This window comes from Candidatus Cloacimonadota bacterium, assembly GCA_011372345.1.
GTDB lineage: Bacteria > Cloacimonadota > Cloacimonadia > Cloacimonadales > TCS61 > DRTC01.
The window spans coordinates 1-2,963 of record DRTC01000124.1; the positions used below are offsets into that span (position 1 = coordinate 1).

A 2,963-nucleotide genomic window follows, 5' to 3' on the forward strand; every position below is an offset into this window, starting at 1 on the left:
GGATGTTTATTTACAATTTTGGGATTTGTAGTATTGATTTTGTTAATTTTGATTTTAACACCGATCTTATTTAAAGGAAAAATTCTGGAGAAAGTGCAGACCGAGATCAATAAAAATGTAAATGCTAAAGTCGAATTCGAGGATTTCAATCTGTCATTTTTTAAGAGTTTCCCAAATTTATCATTTGAACTGACGAAACTAAAAGTTACGGGAATAGACAGGTTTGAAGGTCAGAAACTGGCGACTGTCAAGTCAATATATTCTAATGTGAATTTGATGAGTGTTTTTCGTGATACAATCGAGATCAAAGCAGTTGTTGTCGATGAACCGGTGATTTTGGCAAAGATATTGAAAGGTGGAAAAGCGAATTGGGATATTGCCAAAGTTACGGAAAAAGAAACTGTTAACGAACCGGTAAAAGAATCCGGGAAATTTAATATCGGAATGGAAAGATTCGAGATCAGGAAGGCAGTTGTCTCCTTCATCGATGACCAAAACAAGATGAACATAAATATCAAAGGATTAAATTTCCTGATGAAAGGCGGATTATCGCAGGATTTTTCCAAACTCGATATAAATTCTTCTATTGAACAAATTTCAGTTGTTTCAAAAGGGGAAAATGCTGACCTGAATGCTGTTATCAAAGATTATAATGTAACTATCAAAGGAGATGTTTCCAAAGATTTCGTGGATCTGGATATTAATTCAACTCTGGGAAGTTTAGATGTTACATTCGCAAAAATCAAATATCTGAAAAATACAAAAATCGAGATCAAAGCCGGGATTGAAATGGACATTCCGAATACAAAATTTACTTTTAAGGAGAATGAAGTTAAGATAAATCAGCTTGCTCTGGGATTTGAAGGTAATATTCAAATGCTGGAAAAAGATATGAAACTCGATGTGAAATTCGATGCGAAAAAGACGGATTTCAAGAACATTCTTTCATTTATTCCGGCAATTTATATGAGCGATTTGAAAGATTTGAAAACTTCCGGTAAACTGGCTGTAAATGGTTATGCAAAAGGAATTGTCAGTGAAAATTCAATTCCAGCTTTTGGTGTGAATCTGCTGATTGAAAATGCGATGTTCCAATATCCTGATCTCCCGAAATCGGTCGATAATATCAATGTTAAAGTTAATATTGTGAATGATGGTGGTGGAGAAGATAACACGAAAATCGATGTGGAGAAATTTCATCTTGAATTGGCAAACAATCCTTTCGATGCCAAGCTTCACATTAAAAATCCGGTCACTGATCCTCATATTTCCGGAAATCTTAATGGGAAAATCGATCTCTCCAGTTTACAGGATGCACTTCCCATGCAGGATATTAGTTTGACAGGAAAAATTGAAACTAACATAGATATTGCTGGAAGGATGTCGTCCATTGAAAAGAAGCAATACGAGAAATTCAAGGTTGACGGTAATATTAAACTTTCCGCTTTTAAATTCAAAAGTAAAGATTTTCCGCAGGAAATACTGATAAGAAATTCCTCTCTGAATTTCTCTCCCAAATTCGTGGAACTTGCTTCTTTCGATTCTAAAATCGGAAAAAGTGATTTCAAGCTTACAGGAAAGATCGAAAATTTCCTGCCTTTTATTTTTAAGAATGAACTCATTAAAGGAAATTTCGTATTCAATTCCAATATTCTCGATTTGAACGAATTTATCGCTGAAGAAAAACCGAAAGAGAAACAGGAATCAAAAGAAGTTGTACTTAAAGCGATAAAAATTCCAGATAATATCGATTTCAAACTAACCTCCAGCTTGAAGCAGATCTACTTCGATAAAATGGATATCAAAAACACAAAGGGAATTATCAGGATCAAGAACAGTAAAGCATCTCTGGAAAATCTGAAGATGAACATGCTTCAAGGAAGTATAACTCTAAATGGAAGTTATGATTCAAAAAACATTGATAAACCGAAAGTCGATTTTGGGATGAAGATCGTTAATTTCGATATTCAGACAGCTTTCCAAACTTTTAACACAATGAAGAAGTTAGTTCCGATCATGAAGGACTGCAAAGGTAAATTTTCGACCGAACTGACCTTTAACAGTTTGCTGGACGAAACGATGCAGCCGGTTTTAAATTCTATTAACGGTAAGGGAAACATCTCATCTAAAAATATTCAGGTGATAAATCCGAAATCAATGGAGAAAATTGCCAATGCTCTGAAAATGGATAAATATAAGAAATTTTCTTTGAAGGATTTTAAGGCGAGTTTCACGATCACGAACGGAGTTTTGAAGGTGAAACCGTTCACGAATAAAATCCATAATTCATCCGCAACGATCGGTGGTATCATGAAAACCGATCAAACTCTTGATTTTGATGTAAAATTATCCATTCCTCGATCGGAATTTACTTCCGGGATCAATAAAACCTATGACGACTTGATCAAACAGGCTAATTCAGCAGGCTTGAAACTGAAAGCAGCAGATAAAGTCGATATCAATATCAAAGTTACGGGGAAAGTGACTGATCCTAAAGTGAAACTCGATATGAGTAAAAGCATCGAGAAACTGAAAAAGCAGATCAAAGATAAGATCCAGGAAAAACTCGATAAAAAGAAAAAAGAACTGGAAAATAAAGCCAAAGATGAAGCTGATAAATTGTTGAAAGATGCGGAGGATAAAGCGAAGGATCTTTTGAAAGGACTTTTTGATTAGAACCTTACTCTAGCTTTCTTTTGAAAAGCATCCACGAATTTCACGAAAGAAGAAAAATAAGGATTCAGGATGTGGAAGAAAATGTGGCTCGATTTTTCAAATCGAGGATTTTCAAATTGAAGATTTTATAAATTAAGGATTTCACATTTATGTAAAAATGTGCTACAATAAATTTTGGAAACTTGTGAAGTTTTTATGAATGGAATTTAATCGGTGAAAATTATAAAAGAACATCGATGAGCAGCGAGAAATGTAAAACAATTTTTGGAAAACTACAAGATACTCAA

1 protein-coding gene is annotated in these 2,963 nt (G+C 34.1%); it reads left to right on the forward strand.

Annotation, left to right across the window (positions count from 1 at the left end; translation table 11 throughout):
* Positions 1–2,676 (forward strand): AsmA family protein (locus ENL20_02305; protein HHE37387.1); only part of this gene is annotated, 2,676 nt, incomplete at its 5' end.
* Between the last annotated feature and the right edge of the window lie 287 nt (positions 2,677–2,963).